This window comes from Streptomyces sp. WG5 (assembly GCF_049974565.1).
Lineage (GTDB): Bacteria > Actinomycetota > Actinomycetes > Streptomycetales > Streptomycetaceae > Streptomyces.
The window spans coordinates 33,290-54,023 of the sequence record NZ_JBNGGC010000044.1; the positions used below are offsets into that span (position 1 = coordinate 33,290).

The following is a 20,734-nucleotide window of genomic DNA, read 5'->3' on the forward strand; positions in this document are numbered from 1 at the left end:
AGTAACTGACTCCGACAGCCCCAACCGCGATATGCAACAGAAGTGCCGCAACTCGCGCAGGTTCCGGCCATCTTCACTCGTTCAACCCGGCTCCTGCCTGGGTGTTGACGTCCCGGCGATACTCGAACGATGTTTCCTCACGTTGCACTTCGACCGCCTTGGACCTCGGCGGTACGGGTCCTCCTGCGCGCGTCCCTGATCGCCACCGCGGCCCCGCTGAGGCCCACCACCAGCACCGTCGCGCCGACGGCCACGTAGGTCGCGAGGCGGGCGTTGCGTTCGTCGGCCGTCTCGCCGAGTGGGAGTTTCGCGGCGACCGGTGCCTCGGCCTTGGCCAAGCCCTCTTGGGGCCTGGGCGACTCGATCGGCCGGTCGTCCTCCGTCAGAGCGCGGACCGGGTCCACCACGCCCCAGCCGACCAGACGGTCGTGACCGGAGATGGTGCGTTCCGCGGTCTGTTCGATCTGGGCCACGATCTGGCGCTGGGTCCAGGTGGGGTGCTCGGCCTTGATGAGCGCCGCGACGCCCGTGACGTACGGCGCGGAGAAGCTCGTGCCGTTGTCGGCGCAGTGGCCTCCCCGGGGAACGGTCGAGATCATGTCGACGCCAGGTGCCGCGACGTCGACGAAGTCACCGGACTGCGAGAAGGACGCGCGTTCGTTGTTGCGGTCGGAAGCGGCGACGGCGAGGACGCCCTCGTAGGAGGCGGGGTAGGTCTTCTTGATGTTGCCGCCGAGTCCGTCGTTGCCTGCCGACGCGACGATGACGATCTCCTCGCCCAGGGCCTCGTCGACGGCGGCTTCCAGCTTCGCATCCGGTTCTGCCGCGCCCGCCGTGTCCTGCGAGATGTTGATGACGTCGGCTCCGGCCTCGACTGCGTAGTGGATCGACTTGGCGAGGGTGTCGGTGTCGCCGTTGCCCTCCGCGTCGTTCTGCTGGATCGGGATGATGGTCGCCTCGGGGGCCAGGCCCACGAAGCCGGTCCCGTCGTCGGGCCGGGCGGCGATGATGCCGGCGACCTTGGTGCCGTGGCCGACGGTGTCGGTGGTGCCGTTCTCGTTGCCCCGGTCGATGGGGTCGCCGTCCTCGTCCTTCAGGTCCTTGGGCAGGAAGTTGCGGCCGCTCTTGACGTCCACGGCGTTCTTCAACTGCGGGTGCGTCACGTCGACGCCGGTGTCGATGACGGCGACTCTTACGCCCTTGCCCTTGGACTCGCTCCACAGTTCGTCGAGCTGGACCCGCTGGAGGGACCAGGGGCGGCCGGGGTAGGCGGCGTTGGGGTATTCGCACTGGCCGGAGAAGTTGTCTTCCGCGGCTGCCGGCGGTGCACCCGCCACGGAAACCGCCCACAGCAGGGTCGCCGCGGCTGCCGTCGGGAGGGCACGGAGGCACGTGGGTCGCATGGTGGTGGCGTCCCTCCTAGGAGCCCTGCGGCTGGCGTGCCGCGGCCGTGGACAGGCGGGGGCCCGTGGGAAGGAACGCCGACCAGGCGGCGGGAATCGGAGCGGGGTCCACGTCGGCGTACCCCAGGCGCGTCTGGGCCTGCTGCGCCTCCTGCTCCCTTTCCTTCTTCTCCTGTGCCGACATGCCGATTCCGGCGTCGTCGGTGGCGCTGTCCGAGTTCGACTGCAGGACGTGGCGGAGACCGGTGTCGGTGACCAGGAAGACGGGGCCCGCCTGCGTCTCCGTGCCCTTGAACTGGCGGTAGAGCTGTCCGGAGCCCGGTGTCACGTAGGCACTGGAGGATCCGGAGGGGAGGTCGGTCGGAAAGTCGGTGCCCGCCCAGGTGCTGAGGGTGGTGGCTCCCTTGCCGTCGACTCCGCGCAGGACGTTGCAGACCGTGTTGCGGCTGCCCTTGGTGTCCGACGCCTCGTTGACGGCCTCCGGGGTGCCGGTCGGCCACGCGTACTCGGTACCGAAGGGCTTGCCCGGGACGATGGCCCCGGGGCTCATCTCCAGTGCCTGACCGGCTTGTCCGACCTGAGCCAGGTCCTTGCTGAACAGCAGCAACTGCGCGACGAAGGCGGAGACCGGCGCGACCCGTCCCGGCAGCACGACGTAGTACTGCTCCTTGTTGTTGTCGAACGCCTTGAGCACCGTGCCGACCTTGTCGGCCGACTCGCCGAGCTGACCGGGAGCGTTGGCAGGGGCGCCAGGAGTGTCCTCGACGTCCGGGAACGTGATCGGGTCACCCTGGTGGAAGGTGGCCAGCCACTCGCGGGACACCCGCTGGGGCTCACGCCCGGAGCCGACGACGGTACGCAGCAGCAGCTCCAGGTCGGAGCCGGTGTCCATCTTGTCGACCTGGTAGGCCGTGCCACCGGAGTCCACGACGAAGCGCTTGCCGTCGGGATCCACCACGTAAAGCAGTTCGCCGCCGGTCAACCTCTGTTTGCCCTCGGTCAGTTTCTTCTCACGGTCGGCGAGGACCAGCGTGGCCTTCTGGATGGACCGGCCGCCCGCACTCGGCCGCTCACACACGACCCACCGCTTGGCGGCGCCCGCTTCCTTGTCGGAGGGCAGCCGGTCGGGGGCGTACGGGATGCCGATGGTGACACCGTGCCGGATCTTGCCGCTGTCGAGGAGCGACTCACTGACGGTGACGACGTCCCCCTTGTTGGGGGCCAGGAGGAGCTTCGCAGACGCCATGTTGAGGACGGGGTGCAGCTGGACCTCGTCGCCGGTTTTCAGGACGACGTACCGGGTGGTCGACTTACTGGCGACGATCACCTTCTCGTTGGGGGTGTCCCAGCCCTTCGGCGCGGTGGGCTTGAACATGCCCCAGGCGCCGAACACCGCCATGATGATCACGCCGATGACGATCCCCGGCACGATGCCCCGCAGAGGACGTGGCGCGCCTTCCTCCGACCCTTGCGGGAACGACTGGACGAAGGCCGCGAGCAGGCGGCGCTTCGCGAAGGTGTAGGCGTTGAGCTGATCCCGCCGAGATGTCATTGGTGCGTGTCTCTCCCCGTGTGCCACCCATGTCCGCCCGTGGCCCGCATGGGCGGTGCCGGGGATCACCGTCCCCCGCCCGCCGATGTCAGACGCGGCCCCTACTATGCCTGCTGCGGGGAGGGACTTGGGGAGCGGGTAGGGTGCCTGGGCCCGCTGGGGTCTGGCACGGTGCAGGTATCTCAGCGAGTTGTGAGCGAATTGGGGGGATGGAGTGATGGCTTCCGGAACGCGGACCTCGAGCCGTGACCGGGCCCGGACGGGCGGTTCCGCCGAACCGGCGTCACGGGCGACGCGACAGTCCTCCGCGCAAGGTGGTCTCCACCTGAAACTGCGCACGGGCAGGCCGGGGCCGTCCCGGCTGCAACGGATCGTGCTGGTGGAGCTCGCGGCCGCCGTTCTCCTCACCGGCTGGGTCCTCGGCACCCTGGCCCTGGCCTCCGCCGCTGTCGTCGCCGCCATTTTGGTCCTGTTGGCCTTCGTACGCCGCCGGGGCCGTTCGGTGCCCGAGTGGGTGGCCACGGCACGTGGCCTGCGCGCCCGGCGGAAGCATGCCGCGAGGCTGGTGATAGCGCCGGGCACGGAGCCGGGACTCGCCCCGGCCGTGGAGTGCGATCCGAGCCTGCGCACGTATACGTACGGAGGCCGGGAGCGGCGGCCCGTCGGCATCGTCGGGGACGGGACGTTCGTCACCGCGGTGGTGCAGGTGGAAGCAGACGCCACCGCCCTGCGTGCCGAGCGGAGCCGACGGCCGCTGCCGCTGGCCCTGGTGCGAGACGCCCTCGAGGTGGACGGGATCCGCCTGGAGTCGGCGCAGGTCGTGCTGCACACGCAGCCCGCGCCCGCGCTGCACCTGCCGCGTCAGTCCGTGGCCGTCAGCAACTACGCGCCGTTGCAGGAACAGACCGGCGCTCCCGCGGTACGCATCACCTGGATCGCGCTGAAGGTCACCCCGGAGTTGTGCCCGGACGCCGTGGCGGCCCGGGGCGGCGGCCTGCTCGGCGCCCAGAAGTGCGTCGTACGGGCCGCCGACCACCTCGCCAGCAGACTGACCGGCGCGGGGTTCCGTGCCACGGTGCTGGACGAGGAGGAGTTGACGTCGGCCATCGCCACGTCGGCCTGCGCCAACCCGCTGGTGACGGCCGAGGCGGGACGGTCCGACCGGCACGAGAGGCGTACCGAGGAGTCCGGTCGCAGTTGGCGCTGCGACAACCGCCGGCACACCACGTACTGGATTCGCAGATGGCCTCAACTGGGCGGCGATCGCGGACCGTCACTGCCCCAGTTCGTCGCACGGGTCACGGCGGTCCCCGCTCTCGCGACCACCGTCAGTATCACCCTCGAGCACACGGACCAGCGGGAGATGTCGCTACGTGGCCATCTTCGGGTAACCGGTCGCAGCGCCGATGAACTCGCCGAAGCACGGCGTGCGTTGGAAGGTGCCGCGCGGGACGCGGGCGCGGCACTGACGCGGCTCGACCGAGAACAACTGCCGGGTGTACTCGCCACTCTGCCCCTGGGAGGCGCTCGGTGAACGCCACAACAACACAGCCGTCTGCCACCCGACGGGCTCGTGATCTGCTGCACGCCGGCTTCGGTCTGCTCGGTCCGCGTCACGGACGGCACGCGCTGTCCACGGACGACCTGGACACGCTGTCGCTGCCCATTGGCGACGACGGCGTCGTCATCGGGGTGGACGCCGACGGGCACTCCGCCGTACTGGGGTTGAACCGGCCCACGCCGTACGAGGTCGTCCTCATCGGCGGGCTGTGGACGGCCCAGGTGTTCGCGCTGCGGGCCGCGGCGACCGGCGCACGGGTGGCCGTGGAAACCGGGCGAGCGCACGCGTGGGCGCAGATGGTCCACGCCATGGGTGGCGGACAGAACGGGCTCTCCGTCTACGACGTGGGGCGGGTACCGCCGTTGGGAGCCTCGGCCGGCACGCCGGTGCTGGTGGTGCGCGACTGCGGTATGCGCCCACCACGGGGACGTGTGGTCTCCGGCCCCTGGAAGTCGGTACTGACTCTTCTTCCCTATCTCAGCCCCGTCGCGCCCCGGCTGATACGGCAGGCGCGTCTTGTGGGTGTGCAGCGGGTGTCACCGAACGAGGCCGGGGAGCTGGGACGCACCATGGCCTTGCCCAGGGGCGACGTGGACTCGCTTCCGACCCTCGCCGACGGTGTCACCCTCTGGTGTGCCGATCGTGACCGGCAGTACGTGATGACCCAACCGACGGATGCCGAGGTCGGGCTCCTGGGTACGCCACGCCGAATGGACTGACCGACCGCTTATCAACCGGTTTGCGACCTTGCGCCCGACACATGTGCGCGGTCCTGCCGCCTGGTTGCCCGAATCGGCGGGCTTCGAGGGGTGGACGGGGCTGCCGGGGCAGTACCCGTGGTGATTAGGCTGGGTCGCGGCGCGAGAACCCGTGGACCGGGTGCCGGCGTCCCAGGGGGGAGATCCGTGGATCGGACGGCCTCGGACAATCGCGAATGACAAGCAAGGGTCGCCCCAGTACGGCATGAGGGTGCTCGACCAACCAGGAGGAACTGTGAGCAGCGATCGGGACGGGATCCGCGGGGGCTGGGCTACACCCGGCGATGACCAACCCGACGCGGAGTCAGCGATTGAGACGACGGGCGAGTTCACCATCGACTACGCGCCACCCGCCTGGTACACCCAGAACGCGTCGAGCGGTTCGGGGCAGGGACAGGGGCCGACTCCACCGCCGCCCCCGCCCGGTCCGGGCGCGCCGTTCACGTCGTCCACGCCGCCCGCCGGGGTGCCCCGGCTGCCGGTCGGGAGTGGGTTCGAGCCGCAGCAGGCTCAGGGGCAGCCGGAGGCCGGACCCGAGCCGGTACCGCAGGTGCGGTTCGATCCGGAGGCCGCGGGGGACGCGGTGTCTGCCGCTGACGTACCGGCGCCCGCGGACACCGGGTTCCCACTCCAGGCCCCCGCTCCCCCGCCCTCCGAGCAGCCGGAACCCGACAACGGTGACCTGGAGAGCGGCGCCACCATGCGGTTCTCCTCGGCCGCCCTGAAGCGGGAGATCGCCGAGCGTGCCGCCGCGGACGATGCCGGGCAGGATGCGCGGCCGGAGCCTGTGGGCGACGAAGCCGAGGCCGTCGCCGAGACCGACGCGGCGATCGCTTCCGACGGCGCCGGGGCGGCCACGCCGGGCGAGACCTTCGCGGTGGCGGGTGACGGTCTCGAGCCCGAGCACGCCAGTGGTCCGCAGCCTGCCGGTGGTCCGGGCCTCGCCGAGGGTTCCGAACTCGCCGACGCCGGTGCGCAGGGCGGCGCGGCGGGCGAGGACGCGGTGCCCGTGGCGGACGACGGGACCGGTTCCGCGGACGACGGTGTCGGCTCCGACGTGCCCGGTGGTCTGACCGATGCCGCGAACAACGGTGTGGACGACGGCGTGGACGATCTCGGCCCGGCCTCCTCTGTTCAGGAGGGTGAGCCCGAGCCGGCCGCTCCGGCCGCTCCGGTGACCACTCCCGAGCCCGAGGACGCTGTGCCTCATCCCGGGGACGCCGTGCCCGGGGGCGCCGTGCCGGCCGACGTACCGCCTGCGGCTCAGAGCGGAGTGCCGCCGCTGCCTCCGTCGTACCCTCCCGCCGCTCCCGCGCCGGCTCATCAGTGGCCCGCGCAGCCTCAGCCGACCCCCGGCGCTCCCGTGCAGCCGGGTGTGCCGGGCCAGCAGCCTCCTTTCCAGCCGCAGGCTCCGCAGCCGGCGCCCGCCGCGTGGAACCCGCCGGCCGCCGCGCCGATGCCACCGAGCCAGGCACCCGCGCAGCCGGGCTACGGCTTCCCGCAGCCGGGTGCGACGCCTCCGGTGGCGCCGCAGCCTCCGGCCCCGCAGCCGGGCGGTGCTCCCGCCCCGGCGTCGGACGCCGTCGGTTACGGGTTCCCGCAGCCCGGTGCGTCGGCCCCCCAGCCCCCGGCGCAGCCGGGTGGTCACGGCTTCCCGCAGGGCCCCGCGCCGTACGGCCAGTCACCGGAGCAGCCGCAGCCACAGCCGCAGCCCGGCGTACCGCACCAGGCGCAGCCCCAGGGCGGTGCGCAGATGCCACCGGCCGCTCAGCAGGGCTTCGCCCCACAGGCCCAGGCTCCACAGGCTCCGGAGGCCCAGCCGATGGCCGCGCAGGGCCAGGCCCCGCAGGTTCCGCCGGTCCCCTCCGCCCAGCAGCCGCATCAGCTGCCTCACTCGCCGCAGCCGATGCAGCCCGGTCAGCCCGGTCAGCCGGACCAGTTGCCGCAGTATCAGCAGCCCGCCGACCCGCGTCTCGGCGCCGCCTGGCCGCAGCCCATACAGCACGACCAGCGCCAGCCCACCAACCCGGGTGCCGCGCCGCTGGGTTACACCGCGGCCGTGGAGCTGTCGTCCGACCGGCTGCTCAACAACAAGAAGCAGAAGGCGAAGAGCAGCCGTCCCGCGGCCGGTGGTTCGCGGTTCAAGCTGGGTGGCAAGAAGGAGGAGGCCGAGCGGCAGCGGAAGCTGGAGCTGATCCGCACCCCGGTGCTGTCCTGTTACCGCATCGCCGTCATCAGTCTCAAGGGCGGCGTCGGCAAGACGACCACCACCACCGCCCTCGGTTCCACGCTCGCCACCGAGCGGCAGGACAAGATCCTCGCGATCGACGCCAACCCGGACGCCGGTACGCTCGGCCGCCGGGTGCGCCGGGAGACCGGGGCCACCATCCGCGACCTCGTCCAGGCGATCCCGCACCTCAACTCGTACATGGACATCCGGCGGTTCACCTCCCAGGCGTCGTCCGGGCTGGAGATCATCGCCAACGACGTCGACCCGGCCGTGTCCACCACCTTCAACGACGAGGACTACCGGCGCGCGATCGACGTACTGGGCAAGCAGTACCCGATCATCCTCACCGACTCGGGCACGGGCCTGCTCTACAGCGCCATGCGCGGCGTGCTCGACCTCGCCGACCAGCTGATCATCATCTCGACGCCGTCCGTGGACGGTGCGAGCAGCGCCAGTACGACGCTGGACTGGCTGTCCGCGCACGGGTACGCCGACCTGGTCTCGCGGTCCATCACCGTCATCTCGGGGGTCCGCGAGACCGGAAAGATGATCAAGGTGGACGACATCGTCGCCCACTTCCAGACGCGGTGCCGGGGCGTCGTCGTGGTGCCGTTCGACGAGCACCTGGCCGCCGGTGCGGAGGTCGACCTCGACATGATGCGGCCGAAGGTGCGGGAGGCGTACTTCAACCTCTCGGCGATGGTCGCCGAGGACTTCGTCCGTCACCAGCAGTCGCACGGCCTGTGGACGTCCAACGGCAACCCGCCGCCGGTGGCCGCACCACCGCTGCCGGGCCAGCACTACCCGGGTCAGCCCGTGCCCGGCCAGCCCATGCCCGGTCAACAGCCCGTGCCGGGACAGCAGCCCATGCCGGGACAGCAGCCCGTGCCGGGGCAGCCCGGTGTGCCCGAACAGCCTCAGCCCGGACAACCCCAGCCCGGACAGCACTACCCGCAGCAACCCGCCGGGCAGCCGTACTCGCAGCAGCCGGGACAGCCGTACCCGCAGCAGCCCGGTTACGGATATCCGCAACCGGGGCAGACGCCTCCCCTGCCACCGCAGCAGTAGCCCCTGACAACGAAGGGCGGCCGGTGCCCGTGAGCACCGGCCGCCCTTCGGCGTGGCAGCGACGCAGCGTCGCCGGCGGGGAAGACGAAGGCGTCAGGACGCCGCCGCGACCAGCTCCCGGCACCGGTCGACGTCCTCGGCCATCTGCTCGACAAGCGCGTCCAGCGTCTCGAACTTCGCCTGTCCGCGTACGAAGGCCACGAAGTCCACGGCGACGTGCAGGCCGTACAGGTCGAGGCCGACACGGTCGATGGCGTACGCCTCCACCGTGCGCTCGGTGCCCTCGAACTGCGGGTTGGTGCCGACGGAGATCGCGGCCGGCATGGCCTCGCCCTGGGCGTGCAGCCAGCCGGCGTAGACGCCGTCGGCCGGGACGGCGGTGTACGGGAGGGTCTCGACGTTGGCCGTGGGGAAACCCATCTCACGGCCGCGCTGGGCGCCCCGGACGACGACGCCCTCGACACGGTGCGGGCGGCCCAGGATCTCCGCGGCGCCCGCGACGTCGCCCTCGGCGACCAGGCGGCGGGTCAGGGTCGAGGAGAAGGGTTCGCCGCCACCGGCGTCACCGGTCACGTACAGGTCGACGACCTCGACCTCGAAGTCGTAGACCTTGCCCTGTTCGACGAGGAACTCGACGTTCCCGGCGGCCTTGTGGCCGAAGCGGAAGTTGGGGCCCTCCACGACCGCCTTGGCGCGCAGCCGGTCGACCAGGACCTTGACCACGAAGTCGGCCGCGGACAGCTTCGAGAACTCGGTGGTGAAGGGGAGGATCAGCACCGCGTCCACGCCCAGGTCCGCCATCAGTTCGGCGCGGCGGTGGTGCGGGGCGAGCAGCGGCGGGTGGCTGCCGGGGCGGACGACCTCGCTGGGGTGCGGGTCGAAGGTGACGACGACGACGGGGACACCCAGCTCGCGGGCGCGGTCCACGGCGTGCTTGATGATCACCTGGTGCCCGCGGTGGACGCCGTCGTAGGAGCCGATGGTGACGACGCTGCGTCCCCAGTCCTCGGGGATGTCCTCCAAGCCACGCCAGCGCTGCACTGTGTCTGCTCCTCGGTGGTTCCGTGGGTGCCTCTTACGCAGGTCTAAGGGTGCCATGCCCCGCGGCACCCGCCCGCATCGGCATCGGTGCTGTGACCGGGTGCACGCGGCGCGGGCCGGATGCACGCCGCGCGGACCGGGTCGCCCTCAGGCGGGGACCCGTGCGCCCGCCAGGTTCTCGATCGTGCGGCGGGCGCTGGGTCCCACCAGCGCGGCCCAGTCCTGGGGTGCGTCGGCCAGCCAGCCGGTGACGCGGGCGGCGAATCCCGGGAGGTGGCGGGCCAGGTCGACCAGGGCGTGGTCGAAGCGGGTGGCGCCGTCCGAGGTGCGGAGCAGGAGGAGGCCGGTGCGGTGGACGAGGGCGCGCACGTCGTCGCCGCCGCACTGGGCGGCCGCGCGCAGGAGGGCCTCGATGACGGCGGGGTCGTCCTCGTGGGCGAGGAGGTGTTCGCGCAGCTCGCGGCGGAGCGAGGCGCGGCCGTTCTCGCCGTCGACGGCGAGAACGCCGGCGAGCGCGGCCCGCACGGGCCCGGGACCGTCGTCCAGCAGGCCGGTGACCAGGGGGTGGAGTACGGCGCGGGCCACCAGGTCCCGGTCGAGGCGCCGGTCGACGTACGCGGCCACGTGCCCGGCGGTACCGGGGCGCTCCGCCACGGCCTCCCCGACGAGTACGGCGACCCGGTGGGCCAGCGCGGGCGTGGTGGCGTCGGCGAGTCTGCGCAGCGCCTCCCCCGCGTCCGGGCCCCGCAACCGGGCCCGGAAGGCGTCGAGGACGGGCTCCGGATGGGTCGGCAGGGCGGCGGCCACCGCACTCGGCGGGATGCAGGGGTCGCCCGCCGCGAAGTGGCCGAGCGCTCGCGGGAGGTGGCGGTCGCGGCTGCCGGGGTCCTGGACGAGCAGGGCGAGCGCCCCGCCGCGCAGGCGGCTGTCGGCGGGGTCGGCGAGCAGGACCAGGGCGGCGTGGCGGAGCAGGGTGCGGTCGGCGGCGGTGCGTCCGTGCGGGGCGGTGCGCAGGCCGTGGGTCACGGCCGCCGCCCGCCGTGCCGGCCGCTCGTCGCGCGCCCACCGCTCGACGGCCCGGCAGAGCGCGGACGGCTCCTCCTCGGCCAGGACGGCGAGCAGTTCGTCGGCCCGTCGGTGCGTACTGTCGACGAGTACCTCGGTGAGGCCGTCCAGGCCACGGTGGCGGTGCGTGTGCAGCAGCGCTTGCGCGGCGGTCGCGACGGTCGCGTGCGGGGTGGCGGGCAGCGGACGTTCGTCGTCGAACCAGCGGACGAGGAGTGGCTGTACGGCCGCCGTGTCGGTGGCGAGGAGTCCGGCGACGGTGTCGAGGTGGCGGGGGCCGGGCTCGTGCGGGGGGCCGTCCGCGAGGACCAGGCGGCGCAGCAGGTCCAGGCGGGTGGCCTCCGGCAGGCGCAGCGCCGTCCAGAAGCCGGGTCCGAATTCCCCGGGCGCGGCCCTTCCTTCGCCCCGCCGTTCCACGATGCCGTCGGCCAGCAGCCGCAGCACGTCCGTGTACGGCGTCGCGTCGGGCACGCGCGTCAGTACTTCGGCGAGGAGCCGGGCGGCCCACCAGGAGGGCGGGTCGGTGTCGAGGGCGGTCACCAGTTCTTCGAGGGTCAGCGCGAGTTGGGGGATGCCGTGCTGGCGGGCGAGGAGCAGCACGGCCTCGGTGACGGGGCCGATGCGGTGGTGCGGTACGGAGAGGGTGGGCGTGTCGTGCGGGGCGCCGCGGCGGTGGACGAGGGCGCGCAAGGCTTCGTCCAGGTCGAGGTGGGTGCCCTGGATCCAGTCGGCGAGTTCCTCGTGGGCGAAGCGGTAGCCGTCGCCGGCGGGTACGAGGAGGCCTTCGGCGAGCACCGCGGTCGCCCATCCGGTGCCGCCGCCCAGCCGGGCGGGGGCCGGTCCCCACGGGAACACCGCCTCGAACGACTCCCGGTCGAGCTCTCCCTGCCCGGGGCCGAGACTGCGCCGGGCCGCCTCGTGGACCTGCCCGCAGACCTTGGCGGCGAGTCGGCGTACGGCGCTGCCGCGCAGGCCGTTCTCCCCGGCCAGCCGGGTCGCGACGCGCAGGCACATCAGGTCGAGGTAAGCCGTGAAGACCGTGTCCCGGTCGACGCGGACGGGGGGTGGTGAGCCGGGGAGGGCTCGGCGGACCTCCGAGAGCAGGCGGAGGGTGAGGGGATGCCGGCCGTCCGGGTCGGCGAGGGCGCCTTCCGGTACGCGGTAGCGTGCGCGCGCCTCTCTGGCCTCGTCGTCCCGCAGGTCGCCGAGCCGGACGCAGGGCGGAAGTCCCGGGCCCGGGGCGCCGGCCCCGGGCCTGGCGGGGTCCGGCCGGTGATCGGCTGCTTCCCGCCGGTGGCCGGCGGCATGCGACCGGTGGCCACCGGCATCCGGACGATGACCACCGGCATCGGACCGCAGGACGGCGGCCTCCGGCCCGGACGTCGGTCTCGCGGCGGTCGTCCCCGACTGCCACGGCACCCCGCCGGCCACCCCTGACGAGGGATCCGGCCCACCAGCCGTGGAACCCGGCCCACCAGCCGTGGGACTCGGCCGAGGTGCTCCACCGGCCGGCCCCGCGCACGGCGCCTCTCCCGCACCGGGGGCGGAACAGTTCCCGCCGCCCGCCGCCCCGGGCGGCAGTCCCCCGGTGGCATGGGGCCAAGGGCACGGCCCTTCGAGGACCGGCCCGGACCCGAGCTCCCCGGTGGCGACCGTCCGAGGCGCCGCCCCACCCCCGGCCGGCCCGGACCCGGCCGGCCCGGACCCGGCCGGCCCGGCAGCACGCCCGGCGCCGCGCCCGGCGGCCCACTCCCCCGTCCCCGCCCCGTACAACAGCTCCCGCGGGAACTCGGCCCCCGCCCGCTCCCAGTACTCCGCCCGGCATGCCACGACGAGCCGTGCCCCCGTCTCCCGCAGCCACGCCGCCGTGCCCTCGGTCCACTCGGGAAGGCGGTGGGCCAGGACGGGCGGCATCTCCTCGGGGCCGTCGAGAAGGAGCAGGAGAGGCCGTCCGGCGGTTCGGGCCAGGCGGGCGAGGCGCTCCGGGGTGATGTCGCCGAGGCCGGCGGGGCGGGAGCGGTCCGAGGCGGCCACGATGCGGGCGGCCCGGGCGAGCGTCCTGCGTGCCGCGTCCGCCAGCGACATGTCGTCGTCGCGCAGATCGGCGCCGCGCAGCCACAGCGTGGGCGCCGGTTCCGGGCCACGGGAGCGGCGGGCGGCGAGCGCCGCCAACTCGGTCGTACGGCCGCTTCCGGGCGCGCCGACCAGTGCGAGCACACTGGCGCGGCTCGCGGCGAAGGCGGCGAACTCCCGCGTCACGTCCGCCCGCTCCACCGGCACCACGGGCCCCGGGCCAGTGTCCGGGGCGGCGTCGGGACCGGCACGGAGACCGAGGCCGGGAACTGCACCGGCACCGACACCCGCACCCGCGCCCGCGCCCGCACCGGCTGCGCGCCCGTCGTCGAGGACCACGCCCCCGCACGCGCCCCCGCCTCCCGTCGGCATCTTCGGGGGCCCGTCCTGCCCCACCGAGGTCGCCGCGAGTGCGAGTACGCCCGCCAGATTGAGGTCCGCGCCGTACGCCGGGACCGTCGCCGCGTTCTCGGCGAGGAGGTCGGCGAGGGGGCCGGGGGCCGGACGCAGGGGCACGGCGAAGCCGACGTCGCTGTGTCCGGAGCTCAGGGCGGTGCCGAGGACGCCGAGCACGGCGCCGGTCGCGATGTCGAGCACCGGTCCGCCGGCCGCGCCGCCGCCGAGGCGCAGCGCGTCCCTCCCCGACGTGCCGAGCGCGAGCTCCAGGGCGTCGCCGAGGACGTGGAAGCGGTCGGTGGCCGCGTAGTGGACGTCGGTGGTGCCCAGGAGGCGGGCCTCGCGCCAGCCGCCGGCGGCGATCCGGACGTAGGTGCCGGCCTCGACCCTGTCCCGCACGGTGACGGGCAGCGGTCCGACCCCGAGGCCCTCGGTGCGCACGAGAGCCAGGCCGAGGGCGGGCAGCGGGGTCACGTCGGCGGCGGCCACGACGCGGCGCCGGTGCTCGGCGGAGCTCAGCACCAGCCGGGGCAGGCCGTCGACCGCTTCGTGGCTGGTGATCACCGTGCCGCGGTGGTCGGCGACGAAGCCCGTGCCGCGGGGGCGGCCGGCGAGGTCGTGGACGCTGATCAGCGCCTCGTCGGGCGCGCGTCGCGTCGGGTCGGGGTCCCGGACGCCCAGGGGTCCACCGCGCGGGTCCCGGGAGCCGTCCCGGGTCCGCTGTCCCGCCCTGCCGCCCGTCGCCTCCCGGGACCGGTTGCGCGACGCCATCGTCGAACCTCCCCGCCGTACACCCGTGCTGTGCGTTCGACGGTAGGCACGTGATGATCAGCAGGACAGATCCCCTGGCGAACGCGCCCCCTTCCACTCCCCCGGTTCACTCCGAGCGCCTGCCCGGACGGGTGAACAGGAGGGCGGAGTTGGATACACCCTGAGGACGGGGGAACCGAGGGGGGACCGTGGAGCGGCGACAGTGGAGTCCCCGTGATCGCCGCTCCACGGGCGGAAGGTGACGGTGCGTGGGCTCAGCCGAAGACGGCCAGGCTCTTCGCCTTGCCCTTGTGCTCCTCCACGAGTGCGAGCAAGCGGCCCTCGGGGTCGAAGACGGCGACGGCGCCGACGCCCGCGTACGTGTCGGGCATCTCCAGCCGTACTCCGTTGGTGAGCAGCCGGGCCCGCTTGGCGTCCACGTCCCAGCGCGGGAAGGCGGCGGTGGCCGCGTCGGCGACCGGCATGACGGTCAGCTCCTGCTGGAGCTGGTCCAGCGTCTTCGCCGCGTCCAGCTTGTACGGGCCGACGCGGGTGCGGCGCAGGGCGGTGAGGTGGCCGCCGACACCGAGGCCGGCGCCCAGGTCACGGGCCAGGGCGCGGATGTAGGTGCCGGAGGAGCAGACCACCGAGACCACCAGGTCCAGCACCGGGGTGCCGTCCTCGGCGACGGCGTCCCGGACGTCGTGGACCGCGAAGGACGAGACGGTGACGGGACGGGCGGGGATCTCGAAGTCCTCGCCCTCGCGCGCCCGCTTGTAGGAGCGCACGCCGTTGATCTTGATGGCGCTGACCTTGGACGGCACCTGCATGATGTCACCGGTCAGCTTGGCGACGGTCGCGTCGATGGCGTCCCGGGTGACCTTCGAGGCGTCCACCGACCCCGTGATCTCGCCCTCGGCGTCGTCGGTCGGCGTCGTCTGCCCGAGCCTGACCGTGCCCAGGTACTCCTTCTCGGTCAGGGCGAGGTGCCCGAGGAGCTTGGTCGCCCGCTCCACACCGAGGACCAGGACGCCCGTCGCCATCGGGTCGAGCGTGCCGGCGTGCCCGACGCGCCGGGTGCGGGCGATGCCCCGCATCTTGGCGACGACGTCGTGCGAAGTGAAGCCCGACGGCTTGTCGACGATGACAAGGCCGTCGGGCGTGGGGTGCTTGTCGGTCATTTAGCGGTGTCGTCCGTCTCGTCGGCCTGGTCGGCCTCGCCGGCCTCGTCTTCTTCGCCCGGCTTGCGGTACGGGTCCGCCTCACCGGCGTACGCGGCGCCCGCGGACGCCTCGCGCACCTTCTCGTCGGACTGGCGCGCCTTGTCGAGGAGGTCCTCGATGTTCCGGGCGGTGTCCGGCAGGGCGTCCATGACGAAGGTCAGGGTCGGCGTGAACTTCACGCCCGCCGCCTTGCCGACCTCGGAGCGCAGGACGCCCTTGGCGCTCTCCAGGCCGGCGCCGGCGGCCGCCCGCTCCTCGTCGTCCCCGTACACCGTGTAGAAGACGGTCGCCTCCCGCAGGTCACCCGTGACCCGGGTGTCCGTGATGGTGACGTGCGAGCCGAGCCGCGGGTCCTTGATCCCGCGCTGCAGTTTCTGGGCCACCACCTCTCGGATGAGGTCCGCCAGCCTTTTCGCCCGCGCGTTGTCGGCCACTGGTCCGTCTCCCGTTCTTTCTGCTTCTGCGCTTCTGCTGCGCTTCTCGTGCGTTTCTGGTCAGTCGTCGTCGCCGTGGAAGCGCCGTCTGACGGACAGCAGCTCCACTTCGGGGCGGCCGGCCACCAGCCGCTCGCACCGGTCGAGTACGTCGGAGAGGTGCCCCGCGTCACCGGACACCACGGCCAGGCCGACGACGGCCCGCCGGTGGAGGTCCATGTGGTCCACCTCGGCCGCGCTCACCGCGTACTTCCGCTGGAGCTCGGCGACGATCGGGCGGACGACGGAGCGCTTCTCCTTCAGCGAATGTACGTCGCCGAGGAGGAGGTCGAAGGACAGCGTCCCCACATACATGTGTAACCGGTTCACCCGCCGGTCCGGGATCGATGGCCCCGCCATCCATGTGGCGGGGACATCAGAACCGTACAACGAACGGCCGGGGCCGATCGACGGATATTGCTCTCCGCCGACCGGCCCCGGACCGGACCGCCTCGGAAGTCGGGGTGCTTACGCCCGCGGCTTCTCGCGCATCTCGTACGTCGCGATGACGTCGTCGACCTTGATGTCGTTGAAGTTCCCGAGGTTGATACCGCCCTCGAAGCCTTCGCGGATCTCGGTGACGTCGTCCTTGAAGCGACGCAGACCCTCGATGTTGAGGTTCTCCGCGATGACCTTGCCATCGCGCAGGAGGCGCGCCTTGGTGTTGCGCTTGACCTCGCCGGAACGAATGAGGACACCCGCGATGTTGCCCAGCTTGGACGAGCGGAAGACCTCGCGGATCTCCGCCGTACCGAGCTCGACCTCTTCGTACTCCGGCTTGAGCATGCCCTTGAGGGCCGCCTCGATCTCCTCGATCGCCTGGTAGATGACCGAGTAGTACCGGACGTCCACACCCTCGCGTTCGGCCATCTGCGCGGCACGCCCGGCGGCGCGCACGTTGAAGCCGATCACGATGGCGTCGGAACCCATCGCCAGGTCGATGTCGGACTCCGTGACCGCACCGACGCCGCGGTGCAGGACGCGGATGTCGACCTCTTCGCCGACGTCCAGCTGGAGCAGGGAGGATTCCAGAGCCTCGACCGATCCGGACGCGTCGCCCTTGATGATCAGGTTCAGCTGCTGGACCTCGCCGGCCTTCAGCACCTTGTCCAGGTCCTCCAGCGACACGCGGCGCGTGCGCTTGGCGAACGCGGCGTTCCGCTCGCGGGCGGCGCGCTTCTCCGCGATCTGGCGGGCCGTACGGTCCTCCTCGACCACGATGAAGTTGTCACCGGCACCCGGGACGTTGGTCAGGCCCAGGACCTGGACCGGCGTCGACGGACCGGCCTCGGCGACGTTGTTGCCGTTGTCGTCGAGCATGGCGCGGACGCGGCCGTAGGCGTCGCCCACTACCATCGTGTCGCCGACCCGCAGCGTGCCTCGCTGCACGAGGACCGTCGCCACGGCACCGCGGCCGCGGTCGAGACGGGACTCGATCGAGATGCCCTGCGCGTCCTGGTTCGGGTTGGCCCGCAGGTCGAGCGAGGCGTCCGCGGTGAGGACCACGGCCTCCAGCAGCGAGTCGATGTTCAGACCCTGCTTGGCGGAGATGTCGACGAACATGGTGTCGCCGCCGTACTCCTCGGCCACCAGGCCGTACTCGGTCAGCTGACCGCGCACCTTGGTCGGGTCGGCACCCTCGACGTCGATCTTGTTGACCGCGACGACGATCGGGACCTCGGCCGCCTTGGCGTGGTTGAGCGCCTCGACCGTCTGCGGCATGACGCCGTCGTTGGCCGCGACGACCAGGATCGCGATGTCGGTCGACCGCGCACCACGGGCACGCATGGCGGTGAACGCCTCGTGACCCGGGGTGTCGATGAAGGTGATCTTGCGATCCTCTTCGTTGACCTCGGTCGCCACCTGGTAGGCACCGATGTGCTGGGTGATGCCGCCGGCCTCGCCCGCGATGACGTTCGTCTTGCGGATGGCGTCGAGCAGTCGGGTCTTACCGTGGTCGACGTGACCCATGACGGTCACGACCGGCGGACGGACGACCAGGTCCTCCTCGGAGCCCTCGTCCTCGCCGAACTCCAGGTCGAAGGACTCGAGCAGCTCGCGGTCCTCCTCCTCGGGGCTGACGATCTGAACCGTGTAGTTCATCTCGCCGGCGAGGAGCTGGAGCGTCTCGTCGGAGACGGACTGGGTCGCGGTGACCATCTCGCCGAGGTTCATCATGACCGCGACGAGCGACGCCGGGTTGGCGTTGATCTTCTCCGCGAAGTCGGTGAGCGACGCACCGCGCGACAGGCGAATGGCTTCGCCGTTGCCGCGAGGCAGCATCACGCCGCCGACCGACGGGGCCTGCATGGCCTCGTACTCCTGGCGCCTCTGCCGCTTCGACTTGCGACCGCGACGCGCGGGACCGCCGGGACGGCCGAAGGCGCCCTGCGTGCCACCGCGGCCACCCGGGCCACCGGGACGGCCACCGAAGCCGGGACGGCCACCGCCGCCACCGCCGAAGCCGCCGCCACCACCGGGACGACCGGCGAAACCGCCGCCGCCACCGGGACGACCGGCACCGCCACCGCCGCCGGGACGACCGGCGAAGCCACCGCCGCCCGGACGACCGCCGCCACCGGGACGACCGGCGCCGGCCGGACCGCGGCCCCCACCGGGGCCACCGCCGGGACGCGGGCCGGCAGCGGGACGCTGCGGCATCATGCCGGGGTTCGGACGCGGACCGCCGCCGGGGCGGGGACCGCCCTGGCCGCCCTGCGGACGCGGCATCGAGCCCGGGGTCGGGCGGTTGCCGCCCGGAGCCTGGGGACGGGGACCGCCGCCCTGGCCGCCGGGAGCCTGCGGACGGGGACCGGCGCCGGGGGCACCGGGACCGCCCGGGCGCTGACCGCCCTGCGGACGGGGCGCCTGCGGGCGCGCCATGCCGGCGTTGCCGCCGGAGGTGAAGGGGTTGTTACCCGGACGCGGGCCGCCGGGACGGCCGGGACGCTGCGCCGGAGCGCCGGGACGCTGGCCCCCGGGACGGCCCTGGCCGCCCTGCTGGCCGCGGTCCTGACCCGGACCGGTCGGACGACCGCCGGGCTTGGGTGCGCCGGGACGCGCGCCGGGCTTCGGTCCGGCCGGAGCCGGAGTCGAGGCGGCCGGTGCGGCCGGAGCGGCCGGCGGAGCGGTGAACTCCGGTGCGGCCGGCGCCGGGCGCGGCGCGGGCTTCGGGCCCGGCGTCGGACGCTGGCCCTGGGGCTGGCCCTGGGACGGCGCCGGCGCGGGGGCCGACGGGGCCTCGGACTGCTGGGCAGCCGCGGGCTTGGGCGCGGCCGGCGGCCGCGGAGCGGCCGGGCGGGCCGCCTGCGCCGGGGACGGCGCGGCGGGCCTGGGGGCCGCCTTCTTCGGGGCCGCGGGACGACCGGCGGACCGGCCGTTGCCACTGCCCTGCTGGAATGCGTCTGTCAGCTTGCGTACTACGGGCGCCTCGATCGTCGAAGACGCCGAACGGACGAATTCACCGAGTTCCTGGAGCTTGGCCATGACGACCTTGCTCTCGACACCGAACTCCTTGGCGAGTTCGTAGACCCGGACCTTAGCCACTTCGCTCCTCTGAGGTCCGGGTTGCGTCCGGACCGTCGCTAGTTCATGGGCGTACTCATCGCGTACTCATCGAGTGCTCATCGCAATCTCGACCTGCTTTCACTTCGCGAGGTACCAGGCCGCACGGGGTTCCGCGCGGCTCGTCTTCCTTGGCACGTTGCCTGGATGCTGCTCTCAGCAACCCTGTGCCTGCTCGACGTAGCGGCGCAACGCCTTTACGTCGAGCGGTCCCGGGACGCGGAGCGCCCGCGGGAACGCCTTGCGGCGCTCTGCCTGGTCGACACAGACCGGTGCGGGATGCACATAGGCACCCCGGCCGGGCAGCGTACCGCGTGGATCGGGGGTGCAATGACCCTCGACCGCCACGGTGCGCAGCAGCTCGCTCTTGACCGCTCGCTCCCGGCACCCCACGCAGGTGCGCTCAGGGCATACTCGGGTACGTGTCCGGCCAGACACTCTCAAGTCTACCTCCCCGGACCGACCCCACCCCTTTGGGGCAAGAATCGAACACATTCGACACGCAAAGCTGTCGTGATCTCAGCGCCGCACGGCCCGGATCTATTCCCTGTGCCCCGGCGGCGGCAGGCCGGACTACCGCTCCGACAGCTGCTCGGACGGCTGCTCGGTGTCCGGCCGGATGTCGATCCGCCAGCCGGTCAGCCGGGCGGCGAGCCGGGCGTTCTGGCCCTCCTTGCCGATCGCCAGCGACAGCTGGTAGTCGGGCACGATCACGCGGGCGGAGCGGGCCGCCAGGTCCACGACCTCCACCTTGGAGACGCGGGCCGGGGAGAGCGCGTTCGCCACCATCTCGGCCGGGTCGTCCGACCAGTCGACGATGTCGATCTTCTCGCCGTTCAGCTCGCCCATGACGTTGCGCACCCGGCCGCCCATGGGGCCGATGCAGGCGCCCTTGGCGTTCAGGCCGGAGCGGGTGGAGCGTACGGCGATCTTGGTGCGGTGGCCGGCCTCGCGGGCGATCGCGGAGATCTCGACGGAACCGTCGGCGATCTCGGGGACCTCCAGGGCGAAGAGCTTCTTCACCAGGTTGGGGTGGGTGCGCGACAGCGTCACGGACGGACCGCGCACGCCCTTCGCCACCCGGACGACGTACGAACGCAGTCGCGTGCCGTGCGGGTAGGTCTCGCCCGGCACCTGCTCCTGCACCGGCAGGATGGCCTCCAGCTTGCCGATGTCGACGAGCACGTTCTTCGGGTCGCGGCCCTGCTGGACCACGCCGGTGACGATGTCGCCCTCACGGCCGGCGTACTCGCCGAGCGTCGCGTCGTCCTCGGCGTCGCGCAGCCGCTGCAGGATGACCTGCTTGGCGGTGCTGGCGGCGATACGGCCGAAGTCGGACGGGGTGTCGTCGAACTCGCGGGCCGCCTGGCCCTCCTCGAGGTCGGCGGGGTCCTCCTTCGCCCACACGGTCACATGCCCGGTGTCCCGGTCGAGCTCCACGCGCGCGTGCCGGCTGCTGCCCTCAGTGCGGTGGTAGGCGATGAGGAGAGCCGACTCGATGGCTTCGACCAGCAGGTCGAAGGAGATCTCCTTCTCCCGTACCAGGCCCCGCAGGGCGCTCATGTCGATGTCCACGG

At 72.7% G+C, this 20,734-nt stretch carries 13 protein-coding genes; 3 read left to right on the plus strand and 10 right to left on the minus strand.

All coding sequences use genetic code 11. The features are described from left to right. Positions 1-137: 137 nt before the first annotated feature. Together mycP and eccB are read right to left on the minus strand one after the other, a co-directional pair. A complete protein-coding gene (mycP, locus tag ACP4IX_RS32510) occupies positions 138-1,403 on the minus strand; it encodes a type VII secretion-associated serine protease mycosin (RefSeq protein WP_426525332.1) in 1,266 nt (421 codons plus the stop codon). Positions 1,404-1,419: 16 nt separating this feature from the next. Further along, a complete protein-coding gene (gene eccB, locus ACP4IX_RS32515; RefSeq protein ID WP_426558110.1) occupies positions 1,420-2,955 on the minus strand; it encodes a type VII secretion protein EccB in 1,536 nt (511 codons plus the stop codon). A gap of 217 nt (positions 2,956-3,172) precedes the next feature. Here eccB and eccE point away from each other — a divergent pair, with 217 nt between their 5' ends. The 3 genes from eccE (at position 3,173) to ACP4IX_RS32530 (ending at position 8,572) form a co-directional block, all read left to right on the plus strand. Next, positions 3,173-4,489, plus strand: a complete 1,317-nt coding sequence (gene eccE, locus ACP4IX_RS32520; protein WP_426558112.1) for a type VII secretion protein EccE — start codon at positions 3,173-3,175, stop codon at positions 4,487-4,489. Further along, positions 4,486-5,235, plus strand: coding sequence for a hypothetical protein (locus tag ACP4IX_RS32525; RefSeq protein WP_426525326.1), 750 nt, complete (start codon positions 4,486-4,488; stop codon positions 5,233-5,235). The genes eccE and ACP4IX_RS32525 overlap by 4 nt, the downstream gene beginning before the upstream one ends. 274 nt (positions 5,236-5,509) lie before the next feature. Then, the gene (locus tag ACP4IX_RS32530) at positions 5,510-8,572 is read left to right on the plus strand and encodes an SCO5717 family growth-regulating ATPase (RefSeq protein WP_426558114.1); all 3,063 of its coding nucleotides are present in this window, start codon (positions 5,510-5,512) and stop codon (positions 8,570-8,572) included. Positions 8,573-8,665: 93 nt separating this feature from the next. Here ACP4IX_RS32530 and ACP4IX_RS32535 read toward each other — a convergent pair whose 3' ends face one another. The 8 genes from ACP4IX_RS32535 to nusA form a co-directional block, all read right to left on the minus strand. Beyond that, positions 8,666-9,613 carry a bifunctional riboflavin kinase/FAD synthetase gene (locus ACP4IX_RS32535; RefSeq protein ID WP_426525322.1) on the minus strand — a complete coding sequence of 316 codons (948 nt, stop codon included), beginning with the start codon at positions 9,611-9,613 and terminating at the stop codon, positions 8,666-8,668. A 147-nt stretch (positions 9,614-9,760) separates the two neighbouring features. Further along, positions 9,761-13,918: a trypsin-like peptidase domain-containing protein gene (locus tag ACP4IX_RS32540; RefSeq protein WP_426558116.1), complete on the minus strand. Its 4,158-nt coding sequence runs from the start codon at positions 13,916-13,918 to the stop codon at positions 9,761-9,763. A gap of 254 nt (positions 13,919-14,172) precedes the next feature. Beyond that, the gene (truB, locus tag ACP4IX_RS32545) at positions 14,173-15,078 is read right to left on the minus strand and encodes a tRNA pseudouridine(55) synthase TruB (RefSeq protein ID WP_426525318.1); all 906 of its coding nucleotides are present in this window, start codon (positions 15,076-15,078) and stop codon (positions 14,173-14,175) included. Continuing rightward, entirely contained in the window at positions 15,075-15,554 is a 480-nt protein-coding gene (rbfA, locus tag ACP4IX_RS32550) for a 30S ribosome-binding factor RbfA (RefSeq protein WP_426525316.1), read from the minus strand. Before rbfA ends, truB begins: the two co-directional genes overlap by 4 nt. A 60-nt stretch (positions 15,555-15,614) precedes the next feature. Then, a complete protein-coding gene (locus tag ACP4IX_RS32555) occupies positions 15,615-15,908 on the minus strand; it encodes a DUF503 domain-containing protein (RefSeq protein WP_055421669.1) in 294 nt (97 codons plus the stop codon). Between the two features lie 153 nt (positions 15,909-16,061). Further along, positions 16,062-19,139, minus strand: a complete 3,078-nt coding sequence (infB, locus tag ACP4IX_RS32560) for a translation initiation factor IF-2 (protein ID WP_426525314.1) — start codon at positions 19,137-19,139, stop codon at positions 16,062-16,064. A gap of 174 nt (positions 19,140-19,313) precedes the next feature. Next, positions 19,314-19,595: a YlxR family protein gene (locus ACP4IX_RS32565; RefSeq protein WP_426525312.1), complete on the minus strand. Its 282-nt coding sequence runs from the start codon at positions 19,593-19,595 to the stop codon at positions 19,314-19,316. 135 nt (positions 19,596-19,730) lie between these two features. Continuing rightward, positions 19,731-20,732 (minus strand): transcription termination factor NusA, encoded by a 1,002-nt coding sequence (nusA, locus tag ACP4IX_RS32570; RefSeq protein ID WP_426525310.1) that lies wholly within the window; start codon positions 20,730-20,732, stop codon positions 19,731-19,733. Between the last annotated feature and the right edge of the window lie 2 nt (positions 20,733-20,734).

Bases quoted from the DNA above. Each gene is read 5' to 3' on its own strand.
- eccB (WP_426558110.1), bottom strand. From the start codon at position 2,955: ATGACATCTCGGCGGGATCAGCTCAACGCCTACACCTTCGCGAAGCGC.
- truB (WP_426525318.1), bottom strand. From the start codon at position 15,078: ATGACCGACAAGCACCCCACGCCCGACGGCCTTGTCATCGTCGACAAG.
- ACP4IX_RS32555 (WP_055421669.1), bottom strand. From the start codon at position 15,908: ATGTATGTGGGGACGCTGTCCTTCGACCTCCTCCTCGGCGACGTACAT.
- mycP (WP_426525332.1), bottom strand. From the start codon at position 1,403: ATGCGACCCACGTGCCTCCGTGCCCTCCCGACGGCAGCCGCGGCGACC.
- ACP4IX_RS32540 (WP_426558116.1), bottom strand. From the start codon at position 13,918: ATGGCGTCGCGCAACCGGTCCCGGGAGGCGACGGGCGGCAGGGCGGGA.
- eccE (WP_426558112.1), top strand. From the start codon at position 3,173: ATGGCTTCCGGAACGCGGACCTCGAGCCGTGACCGGGCCCGGACGGGC.